Here is a 13,329-nt window from a genome sequence, read left to right on the forward strand (position 1 = left end):
AAGTGTTTGCTGGAGATTGCCGCGCCCCTTCGGGGCTCGCAATGACAGAACAAGCAGGTTTTTAGAGGCGCCCAGAAGTCAATAAGATTGTATAGTTACAAGCCGGTCGTGTGCGCTCTCCTGAAAGGTTGCCCAGATACGCCTCTTCGTGCTCTATGGCAATTTGCTCAGTATGAATTTTATTCCGGCTAAATCAAAATACCTGCCGGCATGCTCCGGAATAGGGTGCCGGCATCCAGCGGAATCACCTGCCGACATGCAGCGGATTTTGCAATTATCCCTGAAAAAAATACGGGGCATTGAGGAGGAGCTGAAGCTGGTTGAAAAGGAAGTCCGCAACTGTGTCAGCTTTATACGGGATGGCCACGCTTCAAATGCCGTTGCCGAGGCATTGGAAAAGGCCGAGGCCAGAGAGCAACTCCTGAAGGCACAAATAAACAACCTGAAGGGTCAAGGAGCCCAAAGGGGTATTAATCACACCAGCGGCCATCCAGAGCGTCTTGGGCAACCTTGACGAGATTGGCTATGGACGTTGGCAGAGCCAATCATTACCTCAAAGCCCTGTTCCCAAAGCCCATAAAAATGATGCCCAAAAAACAGGAAAGGCAGTATCGGTATGTCGCTGAAGGTGAAGTAAACCTCACCAAGCTCTACCGATACTGCCTACCTGTCAATGGCGTCCCCACGGAGATTCGAACTCCGGTCGTCGCCGTGAAAGGGCGATGTCCTAGGCCCCTAGACGATGGGGACGTTTTATTGGCCTTGATTGTCAACCGGTGAGGCGTCAGGGTTCGGACCCGGGACACCCGCATGGCTGAGTTGACACAATTCTTCCGCCCGCCAGTGAGGCGCCCGGGACTCGGACCCGGGACACCCGCCTTAAAAGGGCGGTGCTCTACCAACTGAGCTAGCGCCCCACAAGAGGGCGAAAAAATTGTTGTCAAATAAGGATGCCAAAAACTGGCGGAGCATATGAAAAGAGGGGCTAAATGTCAAATAAAATCAGCAAGTTTTTGAATTCTAACATGTATTAATGGTTGATATATATTTTAAAGAGAGTTACAATGAAGCCATGAAGAAGATACTTATAATAGATGACGCCCCAGATGTCATTAGATTGTTAAATGCCAGGCTTACAAAAGAAGGTTACGAAGTTCTTCAGGCCAGTCACGGTGAAGAGGGACTTGTTGTGGCTAGGGAGTCAAAACCGGGCCTTATACTTCTCGACGTCCTGATGCCCGGTACTGACGGTTTTGATGTCTGCGAGCGTTTGCGTAGCGATCCAGAAACAAAAGATATTCCGGTCGTGTTTCTGACAAGTCTTGAACAGATAGAGTGCGTGAAAAGGGGAATGACTTGCGGTGCAAAGGGCTACATTGTGAAACCTTTTGACGAAAAAGAACTCTTGAAAGTTATAGGGGAAAATATTTCCTGAACGATTTTTCAGATCCGCTTCATTTTAATTCTTGACAAAAAATGGGTCCTCCTGCAAAAGGGCCCATAAAGTCGTTGTAACCCAACACAACAGGAGGCATTTATGGCAGAGAAGGAAACGCTGGTAGTCGTATCCAAGGTGAAGGACTATGTGAAGTCCAAAGGCATGATGACAAGCGCAGAAGCAGTACCTGCATTGTCAGACAAGGTCTATGCATTGATCGATGAGGCAATTAACAGAACGAAAGAGAACAGACGTCAGACGATCAAGCCGCAAGATCTTTAAGATAGTTAACTGTTGACTGTTAACTGTGAATAGTGCCGAAATGCCGGAGTTGTGAGGGACTGCTCCGGCATTTTTTTATTCTAATCTATTCTGCGCATTATCTTTTCGGCGCGAGGGGTGAGAGAAGGCGCTCGACGGCCCCATTTGCGAGGGCTGGGTAGAATAGAGGCCAGATAGGCCGCTTCCGAGGCAGAAAGCGAAGCGCACGATCTGCCGAAATAGTTCTTGGCCGCCGCTTCGCATCCATAGATCCCTTTTCCCCACTCAACAACGTTAAGATATAGTTCCAAGATGCGCTGTTTGGAGAGTTCGCGTTCAAGTTTTAGCGCAATGAAGAGCTCTTTCAGTTTTCGGAACGGGTTCTTAGAAGGCGTAAGATAAAGGTTCCTTGCCAGTTGCTGGGTTATGGTGCTTGCGCCTCGGGCAAGCTTCTTCTTTTTCCAGTCGTATCTAGCGGCCCTTTTAATAGCCTCCCAGTTGAATCCGATGTGCTCGAAGAACTCGTCGTCTTCGGCGGCGATGACGGCATCTTTTAGATAGGAAGATATCTTGTTGTAGGGCACCCATGTCCGCCGGATTTTTACCTTCGGGTTCTTTTCTTTGAATCGCTCTATGAATGCGGTGGTGGTAGGGTTCTTGGTGCGGAGAATGACGGTGTCGGGGAGGGCGAAGGCCTCGTAAAGGCCGTAGAACCACACTAGCCCCATCAGGACGGTGACGGCCATAACTATCTGTTTTTTACGCCTCTTACGCATAAGTTTATTGCCTTTTATAATATATTTGTTATGCATGCAAAACAAAATTTAGTATTCCGAACATGTTGAGAATCTAAATTTTGTTTCTCGACTCCCCGACAATTGTCGGGGTAGCTCGAAGAATAAGGGGTGATATGACAATAAAATCTGACACATGGATAATCGAAACGGCGCGGAAATACGGGATGATAGAGCCATTTGAGCCCGGACAGGTAAAGACCGGCATATCCTTTGGCACCTCGTCCTACGGCTACGATTTCAGGATAGCCGACGAGTTCAAGATATTCGACCCGATTAGATCAGTGAGCGAGCGACTGGCTTTGCCAGCGCAAGCGAAAGGGGATTGGGGGGAAATGGCGAGGTCTTCCGAGCCGGTCGTTCCCCCCATTATAATAGACCCCAAGGATTTTAATCACCTCCATTTCAGGGAATTCAAGGGTGATATTTGTGAAATCCCTCCCAACGGATACGTACTTGCAAGGACGGTCGAATATTTCAGGATTCCGCGTAATATTCTGACGATAACGTTCGGCAAATCTACCTACGCCAGATGCGGAATATATATTCACGTGACCCCTTTTGAACCTGAGTGGGAAGGATACGCGACGATCGCGATATCCAACGCAACGCCTCTGCCGGCGCGCATCTACGCCAACGAAGGAATAGGGCAGTTGATATTCCTCGAGGCAAGCGACGTCTGCGCAACCTCCTACGCCGATAAAAAGGGCAAGTATCAGGCGCAAAAAGAGATAACTCATGCGAAGACATGATAAGTGCGTAAGTGCCTGAGTACGCAAGCCAGAGGATCTGATTGAATAGATATATAAGACAAATAACTCTCACCGAAATAGGCGAAGATGGCCAGAGGCTGATAACAAGGGCCAAGGTGCTGATAGTCGGTGCCGGCGGACTCGGCAGCCCCGCGGCGCTCTATCTTGCCGGCGCCGGAGTGGGAACCGTTGGAATTGCCGATCCCGACAAGGTCGAACTTATTAACCTTCATCGTCAGGTGATACATACAGCCAAAAGAATAGGTGAGAACAAGGCGGCCTCCGCCGGAAAGACCCTGAAAGAACTTAACTCCGACATCAAAATAAAGGTACATGAAACAAAGCTTGACGAAAAGAACGCCGAGAAGATCTTTAAGGACTATGATATCATTTTGGGATGTACCGATAACTTCGAGGCAAGATATATAGAAAACAAGGCGGCCGTAAGACTTTCAAAGCCTCTCATCTACGGCTCTATTCTCAAGTATCAGGGGCAGATAAGCGTTTTTGATGCCAAGAATGGCCCGTGTTTTGCCTGCGTATTTCCGGAACCGCCGCCCGAGACCGTTGCGCCAAAGGGGAGCGTTGCGGGGATACTTGGAATGATGCCCGGAGTGATGGGAACGCTTCAGGCTCTGGAGGCGATAAAACTTATCTGTGAGATCGGAGAATCTTTAACAGGAAAGCTCTTGATATTTGACGGGCTCACAGGCAGAATGAAACAGCTTGAGGTGAACAAAGATTCAAAATGCAATATATGTTCCGCCCCTTTGTAAGGGGAGGCTAGGCGTGGTGGATATCTACCTCCCCATACCCCTCCTCACAAAGGAGGGGATTATAAATATGATAGGCATAAAACAGGTAACTCGTCCTGAAAAGCTAACCCTCTGGGAAAGGATTTACCTCCCGGAAATTTTGCGCGGTCTTTCGATCACCATCCGCCATTTTTTGGACAACTTCATTCATATGAAAACAAGGATGACGGTTGAATATCCTGAACAGAAGAAAGAGATCCCGTTCGGCTACAGGGCCGAACATCGTTTGATGAAAAGACCCGACGGCACCATCCGCTGTACAGCGTGCATGCTTTGCGCCACCGCATGTCCGGCGGACTGCATAACTATCGTCGCCGAAGAGTCGCCGGACCCTTTGATAGAAAAGCGTGCAAAGGAATATACGATAGATGAACTGCGCTGCGTTTTTTGTGGATTATGTGTCGAGGCCTGCCCGTGCGATGCCGTAAGAATGGACACCTACAAGTACGAAAATTCGAACTACACGCGTCAGGACCTTGTCTACGATAAGAACAGACTGCTTAGTAATAGCGCGGAAGGCCAAAGCCCTTATTCGAGCGCGCTGTAAGTTGAGTGGCCCACTTCGGAATAGCACACTTTATAGTATTTTAACCTTTGGTTAGTAATACCTTTATTAAAAACTGTAAGTATGCGATACTTCATCGCAGGCTTAAAGCCTGCTAATCCACAGCGAGACGATGTTTTTGCCGGAGGGCTTTCTTTTCGGCGTGATGGCGTTTGTTCGCAAGCATCTTCTCTTTGGCCTTTTTTGAGCGCCTCTTCTTTTGTTTTCTTATCTTCCATATCCGCTGTTCTTCCGCGCTTTGAGCGCCATAACAGCGTTTTTCCAGTTTTTCTAAAAGTATTCTCCTAGCAAGGAACCGGTTAAGCGACTGACTCCGCTCTATCTGACATTTGACCTCAAGACCCGTTGGAATATGTTTAAGCACCACGCACGAAGAGGTTTTATCGACCTTTTGGCCGCCGGCGCCGGATGCGCGAATGAAGTGTTCCGAGATGTCGGCCTCTTTAAGTCCCACAGCCTCCATCCTGTTTGCAAGCTCCAAAAGTTTTCCGGTAGATACCAACATGACTTGCCCTTATTTAAAGTTTTATTCTCCCAAAGTAAAGCTAATTTATTCTTGCAATTTTAAATAGTTACCAATAGGTTGGCGCGACCATGTTCAAGTATATTGCACGAAAGATAGTAGGGACCAAGAACGAGCGCGAACTAAAAAGGATAGCGCCGCTGGTCGCAAAAATAAACGGGTTTGAACCGTCCATATCAGTGCTTTCAGATGACGAGCTTCGCGGAAAGAGAGTAGAGTTTAGAGAACGCCTTGGTAGCGGTGAAACTCTCAACGATATTCTTCCCGAGGCCTTTGCGGTAGTTCGCGAAGGCGGCAAACGAGCGCTTAACATGCGCCACTTTGACGTTCAAATGATAGGCGGTATCGTGCTTCACGAAGGAAAGATATCCGAAATGAGGACCGGTGAAGGAAAGACCCTTGTCGCAACGCTGGCCATATATCTTAACGCACTCGAAGGGAAGGGTGTTCATCTTGTCACCGTCAACGACTACCTTGCAAAACGCGATGCCGAATGGATGGGCCAGCTTTATAAATTCTTAGGTCTTAGCGTCGGTTCCGTTGTTCACGGCCTTACCGACGCCCAGAGAAAAGAGGCTTACGCCTGCGATATCACCTACGGCACTAACAACGAGTTTGGATTCGACTATCTTCGCGACAACATGAAATACTCGACCGGCGAGTTCGTTCAAAGGCCGCTTAATTTTGCGATAGTCGACGAGGTCGATTCCATCCTGATAGACGAAGCCAGGACACCGCTCATCATCTCCGGTCCGGCGGAGGAATCAACGCAGCTATATTACACGGTCAACCAGATAATACCGTTCTTCAAGAACGAAACAGACTATACGGTCGATGAAAAAGCGCGTTCGGTAACCCTTACCGATAAAGGCGTTGCCACCGCAGAAAAGCGTCTTGATTGCGAGAACCTCTACGATCCGCGGAACATTTCGCTCCTTCATCATGTGAATCAGGCGTTGCGCGCGCACGTTCTTTTCAAGCGCGACGTTGACTACGTTGTTAAAGAAGGCGAAGTGGTTATCGTCGACGAGTTCACCGGGAGGTTAATGCCCGGACGACGCTGGAGCGACGGGCTTCATCAGGCGGTGGAGTCAAAAGAGGGCGTTCGCATCGAGAATGAGAACCAGACCCTAGCCACTATCACGTTCCAGAACTATTTCAGGATGTATAAAAAACTCGCCGGCATGACGGGCACCGCCGATACCGAGGCCGCTGAATTCGCGAAGATCTACAACCTAGAGATAGTCGTCATCCCCACCAACATGCCGATGGTGAGGAGTGACAACGCCGACATGATCTACAAGACAGAAGAGGCAAAATACAAGGCGGTGGTCGAACAGATAAGAGAGCTTCACAAAAAAGGTCAGCCTGTCCTTGTGGGCACCATATCGATCGAAAAATCGGAGCATATCGCCCACATGCTCTCCCGTTTCGGCGTAAAGCACAATGTGCTTAACGCCAAACACCACGAAAAAGAGGCCGAGATAATCGCGCAGGCGGGGCGAAAAGGCGGAGTGACGATAGCCACCAACATGGCGGGCCGCGGTGTCGATATAGTTCTCGGCGGAAATCCCGAAGGCCTTACCAGACACAAGCTGGGTCCGGACATCCATCCGACCGATGACATATTCATAGAGACCTATGCAAAGTTCAAGGAGGAGTGTACAAAAGAGCACGACGATGTTGTGAGCGTCGGGGGACTTTCCATCCTCGGTACCGAACGCCACGAAAGCAGACGTATCGATAACCAGCTACGCGGCCGCGCGGGTCGTCAGGGCGACCCCGGCGCATCCACTTTTTATCTTTCACTTGAGGACGATCTCCTGCGCGTTTTCGGTGGCGACAAGATAAAGGGACTCATGGAGCGTCTTGGTATGGGCGAAGATGAGGTAATAGAACATCCGTGGCTTTCTAAGGCCATCGCCAACGCCCAAAAGCGCGTCGAAGATCATAACTTCTCGCTTCGTAAACATATCCTTGAATATGACGATGTAATGAACCAGCAGAGGACCACCGTCTATGGTCTGCGCCGGGAGCTTTTGGGTTCGGAGGATTGCAAGGAGAAGATCGTCGATATGACCGACCAGACAGTCTCCGGCATAATAGACGAATTCGTTCCTGACAAGGTTGATCTCGACACCTTCGAATCAAGGTCGTTCGAAGAGAAGATAAAGAACTCGTTCGGAGTTGAATTTTCCATCAAGAACCTTCCCACCGAAATGCTCACGAACGATCATGTGGGGGCCGAACTTTATAATTACCTCTCCACGTACTATGAAGAAAAGGAAAAGATATACGGCGTTCCCATAATGCGTCATATCGAAAAGTTCATCATTCTATCTACCCTTGATTCTCTCTGGAAGGACCATCTTTTACAGATGGATCATTTAAAAGAGGGCGTTGGGCTTAGGGGCTACGGTCAAAAGGACCCGCTTCTTGAATATAAGAAGGAAGGGTATGCAATGTTCGCCGCCATGATGGACAGGTTCACCGCCGACGTCGTTGAAAAGGTATACCGAGTTCAGGTAAAGCAGGAGCAGGTGGAACAGGTGAGCAACCTTCAGGTGGCAAAAAAGAAACAGCAGATACACGAGGCGCATGCTGACGGGAGCGCGTTCGCGCGTGCTGCATCTTCCGGAGCGGGCGCTGCGCTGCAATCCGGAGCCGTCATGTCGGCCGCCAACAGGCCCGAGCTTGCAAGGCCGGCAACGGTAAAACACGACGGGCCGCGTGTCGGAAGGAACGATCCGTGCCACTGCGGCAGCGGAAAGAAATACAAAAAATGCCATGGGGCATGAACTTAAATATGATGAAATTAACAGCGCAGGAAGTTATAGAACGGCTTAAGCTGATTCCATTGCCGGGAGAGGGTGGTTTTTATAGCGAGACCTACAGGTCGGCGGGCAAGTTTGGCGATAAAAATCACTCAACGGCCATCTATTTTATGATTGTTCCCGATTCTTTTTCTGCGTTACACAGGATAAGGTCCGATGAGGTCTGGCATTTTTATGCCGGTGGCTCCGTCACCATAGTTGAGATAGGGCAGAATGGCGCAAAAAAGACCGTCCTTGGCCCGGATATAGCGAACGGTGAGGTCCCTCAATATGTGGTTCCCGCGGGATCGTGGTTTGGCGCCTATTCGAATGAAGGTGATTACGCGCTCGTGGGTTGTACCGTGTCGCCGGGATTTGAATTTGCCGATTTTGAGCTGGGGGAAAGAGGGCCGCTTTTGAAGGAATTTCCAAAAGCGAGAGAAGAGATAGTCAGGCTAACACGCGAGTAAGACGAGGGGGGAGATATGCTAAAAAGAACCTTATTTATCATTGTTGCCACGGTCTCTTTTATACCGGCGGCGTTTGCGGAACCGGATGTCCTTAACGATAGACTGGGGTTCATGATCGGCATGGGGCCAAGCGTTGGTTATGAAGCCAAGGATATCGATGAACCAGTTGGCGGCGCCCGTTTCAGGGTCGGCTGGGGTTTCAACGAAAAGTTCATACTCTTCCTTGATAACAACATCTTTGCCACACGCAAGAACGACCTCTATTACACAACCTACAATTTACAGGTGAGGGCAGAGTATTTTATCTTCAAGAATCTTTATGTCAACGGCGGAGGCGGTTTGAGCGTCGGCAACATGACCCAGAACTCCGATACCGGTGTTACTGACGAAGTGAACGAGATCAAGGTCGGTTTTTCGCTTGGCAGCGGGTTGGGCTACGAGTTCCGTCTTACAGAACATTTTGTTCTAGCGCCTGAGTTTACCTTCGACTTTGACAGGATAAAGAGCAGGAACTATCTGATCCCTGCCGGTTATTTGAATCTTGTCTGGTATTTGTGAATGTGCTATAAACGAACGCCGTTCTGATCGTGAGAGAAGAATCCTCCAGTTCAACGGGGGATTCTTCGGGCTTGCGCCCTCAGAACGACATACGATAATGATCGAGAAACTGCCCATCTTAAAGATAAACGAGATCTTCAACAAGTATTCTGATTTTCTCTTTGCCTCGTTCATAGTCATTCCGCTGGGCATGATAATCGTCCCGATGCCGACATGGCTTTTGGACGTATGTCTCACGTTCAGCATAACCCTTGCGGTGGTCATCCTTCTCGTTTCTTTCTACATCTCCGAGGCGCTAAAAATAGCCTCGTTCCCGACTATACTTCTTATCTGCACGCTGTTCCGCTTATCGCTTAACATATCTTCAACTCGCCTCATCCTTGCCTACGGTTATGCCGGCGAGGTCATCAACGCGTTCGGAGATTTAGTCGTAGGGGGCAATTATGTCGTCGGCGGCGTGCTCTTCTTGATCATCACCATCGTCAACTTCATCGTTATCGCAAAGGGCGCCGAGCGTGTCTCTGAAGTGGCAGCCCGTTTCACGTTGGACGCCATGCCCGGAAAACAGATGTCCATCGACGCCGATCTTCGCGCCGGCATAATAAACGTCGAGCAGGCCCTGCTTCGCAGATCAACGCTCCAGCGCGAATCGCAGATGTACGGCGCCATGGACGGAGCCATGAAGTTCGTTAAGGGCGACGCCATCGCCGGCATGGTCATTATCATCATCAATATCGTCGCCGGATTCATAATCGGCGTCGTTCAGCGCGGCATGCCTCTTGAACAGGCGCTTCGCGTATATTCATTACTGACGATAGGCGACGGTCTTGTCCAGCAGATACCGGCCCTTATCGTCTCGGTCTCCGCAGGTATCGTCGTTACGCGCGTTACATCGGAATCCTCCGATACCTCTAACCTTGGAAAAGAGATAGTTTCTCAGTTGACCGCCTATCCTAAGGCCCTTATCATGGCGTCGGTCCTTCTTCTCCTTCTGGGCGTGGTTCCAGGGCTTCCCGGACCCCCGTTCTTTGTGCTCTCTTTCATTGTCGGCGCGATCGCTTACTACTTGATCAGTTCGAAGAAGAAGGCGGTTCAGGAGGTCACGCAGACGCCAAAGCAGGACGTTGTTAAAAAAGCGGTCGCACGCCACGGAGACGTGCTCCCTTTCATAATGCCTTCGCCGGTCTCTATCGAGGTTGGTGCCGCCATAATTCCCTTTGTCGATGATAAACAGGACGGCGGCCGCTTTATCAATGAGCTCATACCACTCTTGCGCCACGGCCTCTATTATGAGCTGGGCGTCAACTTTCCCGGTATTCAGGTGAGAGGTCAGACGGTCGATATGGAGCCGGAGGCGTATGTCATTAATATTCATGAAGTCCCGGTCGCCTACGGAAAGATAATGAAGGACTGCATCCTTGTGGGTGAGTCGCTCGAACAGCTTTCGCTCTTCAATATCACAGGCACCGAGACCATTCACCCGATAGACGGCTCCGTTGTTACGTGGATATCCAGAGAGTTCAAAGATGTTGCAACGCAGGCCGGCTTTAGAATGTGGGATACCTCCGAATATCTTATCCTCCATCTTTCTTTTATATTGCGGCGCCATGCGCACGAGTTCTTGGGTCTGCAGGAGATCCAGAACATGCTCTCCGAGCTTGAAAAGACCCATCCCGCGCTTGTTAAAGAGCTCGTTCCCAAGGTCATTACCCTCCTGCAGTTGACCGAGATATTCCAGCGCCTCGTCCAGGAGGATATCGCCATTCGCGATCTTAAGACCATCTTTTCGACACTTGCGCAGTGGGGCGAGATAGAGCGCGACACTCTTCTTCTAACAGAACACGTGCGGGCCGGTCTGAAACGCTACATAACCCACAAATACGCAGGTTCTGCCAATACGCTTGCGGTCTATCTCTTAGACCCCGAGATAGAGGATATGATAAGGAACGCCATTAGAAGAACAGAGAAGGGGAACTATCTGGCCCTGGAGCCCGATGTGACACAGGAAATAATCGAGGTGGTCGGTAAAGAGATAGCCTCGCATCCTTTCCCTCCGGGGGCAAAGCCGCCTGTTATCCTTACGACGGCCGAGGTGAGGAGATATTTCCGCAAGATCATAGAACTTGAATTTCCGCAGCTCTCTGTCCTTTCGTATCAGGAACTTTCAGAGAACTTACGCATTCAGCCAATAGCAAGGGTAGGGCTTCCCAGAAGCGCCATGCCGGAGCCGGCTATGGCCACAGCTTGATATCCACGCTCATCCTGAGTCCTTCGACCTTGCTCAGGACATGCCTGTCGAAGGATGAGAGTTATTATGAAATTCGACGTCATTATAATAGGGGCCGGAGCCGCGGGGCTTTATTGTGCTCAGGAGGCCGGTAAGAGGGGCCTTAAGGTAGCTCTGCTCGAGCATACGGACAAGATAGGCCAAAAGATACTAGTTTCGGGCGGTGGTAGATGCAACTTCTCAAACACCCACGTTTCTCCTGAAAACTATATTTCGCATAATGTTGATTACGTCAAGTCTGCCCTGGCGTCATTCAATGCCGGCGACCTTTACTCTATCCTCAAAAAGAACAATATTTCGTTCTACGAAAAGGAAAAAGGGCAGCTCTTTTGTCGCCAGCCTGCCAAGGCCTTTCTCGGTGCGCTTCGCAAGGAGTGTGAAAAGAATGGTGCGATAATTAAAAAGGGCGTCCGGATTTTGGATATTAAAAAAGAAGGATATCTGTTCATGGTGTCATTCCCGCAAAAGCGGGAATACCGGGTTTATGAACGAGGTCCCCGTTTGCGCGGAGAGGATGGCATATTTACTTCGGCATCTCTTGTTATTGCCACCGGCGGACTTTCATATAAAAAACTTGGGGCAACCGACCTTGGGCACAAAATTGCTCGGCAATTCGGGCATAAGGTGACGGATGTAAGACCCGGGCTGGTTCCTCTCGTGTTTGGTGACAAGGAGGGCGAACGATTCAAAGACCTTGCAGGCGTCTCCTTTGACGCCAAGGTTTCATGCGGGAGCAAGAGCTTCGATGGCGGTGTTATTTTCACGCATAACGGATTTAGCGGTCCCGCTATATTACAGATATCATCCTACTGGAAGCCGGGTCAGAAGATATCGATGTGCTGTTCAAATATCCCGGCCAGATTGAACAAGCGTTTAAAGCGCAGTTCTTATTTTGAATTCATCCCAGCCGGAACCGCGGGCTTTGAAAAGGCGGAGGTGACCGTTGGAGGCGTCTCTACCGAAGATATCTCATCCAAAACCATGGGGTCAAAGAAGGTAAAAGGTCTCTTCTTCATAGGCGAGGTCCTTGATGTCACCGGAGAGCTTGGCGGCTACAACCTTCACTGGGCATGGGCGAGCGCTCATGCCGCCTCCATGGGAAGCTATTTAAACCATGCCGGCTGAGTGTTTCCGGCGACGGCATTGAGAACCAATTCCAGCGCTTTCCGAGTCTCGAGGTTATTTGTTCCATTTGTGAGGGGCAGGAGGAGGGCTTTCAGTGTGGCAGTAAGTAGATCAGATTTTTTTAAATTAAAAGGCTGGATATTTTCAAACGGATTCGGTGCCGGGGCTGTTGCAGAGGGGCCAGAATCCGCCTTGTTATATACAAAAACCATCCCAAGTTTATTTATTTCAAAGACATATGAATTCATAAGTCCTTCGGGGTCAAAATATACCTGTAACGATCTTACCGAACCATCTGCCCCTCTACGTGGTCTAATGGTTAGATCAGCTTCATCAGAAGCGAGATAAATGCTTGCGTCAGGAAGCATGTAAGGGCCTTCAGACGGCCAAAAAGTGTTTTGAATGGATGGGAACATACTTATTGCAGACAGTGCGTATAACATGGAGGTGCGATCTGTGTCGCCAGACAACATGTCTCGAAGCGCACGCGTTAGGTTTTGTACATCGATGTTGTCAAGTGACCTATATGTTAGTGCAGAGACCCCTCCGCGTATGTGTTCTTTTAAAATGATCGAATGAGTAAATAAAAAACTACTTTTGTCACCACAGTTTCGTGTTGTAATCCTGTACCCTCCACCACTTCTATCATCTGTATCTATTCTGGTTATCGCTCTCATAGGTGGTAAGTATCCTGCTCTTAAAAATGTGTCTGTCATAAACCCTCCTTTGTTTTTACCCTCGCTAATGATTCAAGTAAACCCAGCGAACACTTTAATTATCGCAGGTTTCACAAAAAAGTTGTTAAATAAAACCACAATCCGAGTAACTACTCGAGCAAATTCTAGAAGTGGGTTCGAGAAAGGCTTGGCAAGTGGCTGAAAATGTGGTATTTTTCTGGGTGAGATGGAAGGCGAGAAAAATCCAAATT

The 13,329-nt window shown here is 49.4% G+C and carries 14 protein-coding genes and 2 tRNA genes; 11 read left to right on the forward strand and 5 right to left on the reverse strand.

Annotation, left to right across the window (positions count from 1 at the left end):
* Positions 1–172 precede the first annotated feature (172 nt).
* Complete coding sequence (locus tag COV46_07875; protein PIR16538.1) at positions 173–514, forward strand: hypothetical protein; 342 nt, start codon at positions 173–175, stop codon at positions 512–514.
* A 160-nt stretch (positions 515–674) separates the two neighbouring features.
* On the opposite strand, the gene COV46_07880 is transcribed toward COV46_07875, so the two are convergent.
* Positions 675–750, reverse strand: a tRNA-Glu gene (locus COV46_07880).
* Between the two features lie 94 nt (positions 751–844).
* Positions 845–917: transfer RNA gene (locus tag COV46_07885), tRNA-Lys, on the reverse strand.
* Positions 918–1,033: 116 nt separating this feature from the next.
* Here COV46_07885 and COV46_07890 point away from each other — a divergent pair.
* Positions 1,034–1,435 carry a two-component system response regulator gene (locus tag COV46_07890; GenBank protein PIR16539.1) on the forward strand — a complete coding sequence of 134 codons (402 nt, stop codon included), beginning with the start codon at positions 1,034–1,036 and terminating at the stop codon, positions 1,433–1,435.
* 102 nt (positions 1,436–1,537) lie between these two features.
* A complete protein-coding gene (locus COV46_07895) occupies positions 1,538–1,720 on the forward strand; it encodes a hypothetical protein (GenBank protein ID PIR16540.1) in 183 nt (60 codons plus the stop codon).
* 80 nt (positions 1,721–1,800) lie between these two features.
* Here COV46_07895 and COV46_07900 read toward each other — a convergent pair whose 3' ends face one another.
* Positions 1,801–2,511, reverse strand: a complete 711-nt coding sequence (locus COV46_07900) for a monofunctional biosynthetic peptidoglycan transglycosylase (GenBank protein ID PIR16541.1) — start codon at positions 2,509–2,511, stop codon at positions 1,801–1,803.
* Between the two features lie 98 nt (positions 2,512–2,609).
* On the opposite strand from COV46_07900, the gene COV46_07905 reads away from it, so the two are divergent.
* The 3 genes from COV46_07905 (at position 2,610) to COV46_07915 (ending at position 4,607) form a co-directional block, all read left to right on the forward strand.
* Positions 2,610–3,245 (forward strand): dCTP deaminase, encoded by a 636-nt coding sequence (locus tag COV46_07905; protein PIR16542.1) that lies wholly within the window; start codon positions 2,610–2,612, stop codon positions 3,243–3,245.
* A gap of 41 nt (positions 3,246–3,286) precedes the next feature.
* Entirely contained in the window at positions 3,287–4,021 is a 735-nt protein-coding gene (locus COV46_07910; GenBank protein PIR16543.1) for an adenylyltransferase, read from the forward strand.
* 70 nt (positions 4,022–4,091) lie between these two features.
* Complete coding sequence (locus COV46_07915) at positions 4,092–4,607, forward strand: NADH-quinone oxidoreductase subunit I (protein ID PIR16549.1); 516 nt, start codon at positions 4,092–4,094, stop codon at positions 4,605–4,607.
* 112 nt (positions 4,608–4,719) lie between these two features.
* Here COV46_07915 and COV46_07920 read toward each other — a convergent pair whose 3' ends face one another.
* On the reverse strand, positions 4,720–5,130 hold the full coding sequence (locus COV46_07920; GenBank protein ID PIR16544.1) for a peptide chain release factor-like protein: 411 nt from the start codon (positions 5,128–5,130) through the stop codon (positions 4,720–4,722).
* 89 nt (positions 5,131–5,219) lie between these two features.
* Here COV46_07920 and COV46_07925 point away from each other — a divergent pair, with 89 nt between their 5' ends.
* From COV46_07925 to COV46_07945, 5 genes are all read left to right on the forward strand, one after another.
* The gene (locus COV46_07925; protein PIR16545.1) at positions 5,220–7,946 is read left to right on the forward strand and encodes a preprotein translocase subunit SecA; all 2,727 of its coding nucleotides are present in this window, start codon (positions 5,220–5,222) and stop codon (positions 7,944–7,946) included.
* A gap of 11 nt (positions 7,947–7,957) precedes the next feature.
* Positions 7,958–8,431, forward strand: coding sequence for a hypothetical protein (locus COV46_07930; GenBank protein PIR16550.1), 474 nt, complete (start codon positions 7,958–7,960; stop codon positions 8,429–8,431).
* 15 nt (positions 8,432–8,446) lie between these two features.
* The gene (locus tag COV46_07935; protein PIR16546.1) at positions 8,447–8,989 is read left to right on the forward strand and encodes a hypothetical protein; all 543 of its coding nucleotides are present in this window, start codon (positions 8,447–8,449) and stop codon (positions 8,987–8,989) included.
* A gap of 97 nt (positions 8,990–9,086) precedes the next feature.
* A complete protein-coding gene (locus COV46_07940) occupies positions 9,087–11,237 on the forward strand; it encodes an EscV/YscV/HrcV family type III secretion system export apparatus protein (protein PIR16547.1) in 2,151 nt (716 codons plus the stop codon).
* Positions 11,238–11,300: 63 nt separating this feature from the next.
* Entirely contained in the window at positions 11,301–12,401 is a 1,101-nt protein-coding gene (locus COV46_07945) for an aminoacetone oxidase family FAD-binding enzyme (protein PIR16551.1), read from the forward strand.
* Here the strand turns inward: COV46_07945 and COV46_07950 are convergent.
* Positions 12,380–13,117: a hypothetical protein gene (locus COV46_07950; GenBank protein PIR16548.1), complete on the reverse strand. Its 738-nt coding sequence runs from the start codon at positions 13,115–13,117 to the stop codon at positions 12,380–12,382. The genes COV46_07945 and COV46_07950 overlap by 22 nt on opposite strands.
* Positions 13,118–13,329 lie beyond the last annotated feature (212 nt).

This window comes from Deltaproteobacteria bacterium CG11_big_fil_rev_8_21_14_0_20_49_13 (assembly GCA_002796305.1).
Lineage (GTDB): Bacteria > UBA10199 > UBA10199.

Excerpts from the sequence above, each read along its gene's own strand:
- COV46_07875 (PIR16538.1), top strand. The coding sequence starts at position 173 with ATGAATTTTATTCCGGCTAAATCAAAATACCTGCCGGCATGCTCCGGA.
- COV46_07890 (PIR16539.1), top strand. The coding sequence starts at position 1,034 with ATGGTTGATATATATTTTAAAGAGAGTTACAATGAAGCCATGAAGAAG.
- COV46_07895 (PIR16540.1), top strand. The coding sequence starts at position 1,538 with ATGGCAGAGAAGGAAACGCTGGTAGTCGTATCCAAGGTGAAGGACTAT.
- COV46_07900 (PIR16541.1), bottom strand. The coding sequence starts at position 2,511 with ATGCATAACAAATATATTATAAAAGGCAATAAACTTATGCGTAAGAGG.
- COV46_07905 (PIR16542.1), top strand. The coding sequence starts at position 2,610 with ATGACAATAAAATCTGACACATGGATAATCGAAACGGCGCGGAAATAC.
- COV46_07920 (PIR16544.1), bottom strand. The coding sequence starts at position 5,130 with ATGTTGGTATCTACCGGAAAACTTTTGGAGCTTGCAAACAGGATGGAG.
- COV46_07925 (PIR16545.1), top strand. The coding sequence starts at position 5,220 with ATGTTCAAGTATATTGCACGAAAGATAGTAGGGACCAAGAACGAGCGC.
- COV46_07930 (PIR16550.1), top strand. The coding sequence starts at position 7,958 with ATGAAATTAACAGCGCAGGAAGTTATAGAACGGCTTAAGCTGATTCCA.
- COV46_07935 (PIR16546.1), top strand. The coding sequence starts at position 8,447 with ATGCTAAAAAGAACCTTATTTATCATTGTTGCCACGGTCTCTTTTATA.
- COV46_07940 (PIR16547.1), top strand. The coding sequence starts at position 9,087 with ATGATCGAGAAACTGCCCATCTTAAAGATAAACGAGATCTTCAACAAG.
- COV46_07950 (PIR16548.1), bottom strand. The coding sequence starts at position 13,117 with ATGACAGACACATTTTTAAGAGCAGGATACTTACCACCTATGAGAGCG.